The 284-nt window shown below is 56.7% G+C and carries 1 protein-coding gene; it reads left to right on the top strand.

Annotation, left to right across the window (positions count from 1 at the left end; all coding sequences use genetic code 11):
- Nucleotides 1-284, top strand: a 284-nt coding sequence (locus E1189_RS22055; protein WP_196220799.1) for a hypothetical protein, incomplete at both ends; no start/stop codon positions are given.

The raw sequence follows: 284 nt of genomic DNA, 5'->3' as shown, positions 1-284 counted from the left end.
ATAAGGAGATTGAGTTAACACTGGGCAGGCTGCTTCAGAGTATGGGGGGGAAGGTCAACCTGAAAGCAGCATGGGACATCTACACCCGACTGCGTACCCGGGCGGCCGGGGGCAAGATAAACACCCCCTGTGATGACAAGGAGATCGAACTGGCTCTGGGCAGACTTCTTCAGGCTATGGGAGGCACGGTCAACCTGAAAGCGGCCCTGAACATCTTCATCCGATTGCGCACTTGGGCAGCCGGAGAGCAGGCGAACACCCCCTGTGATGATAAGGAGATTGAG

It is taken from the genome of Parendozoicomonas verongulae (assembly GCF_009711465.1).
Taxonomy (GTDB): Bacteria; Pseudomonadota; Gammaproteobacteria; order Pseudomonadales; family Endozoicomonadaceae; genus Sansalvadorimonas; species Sansalvadorimonas verongulae.
Note: the sequence above shows the minus strand (reverse complement) of the source record. Positions and strands in the feature narration are given on the sequence as shown.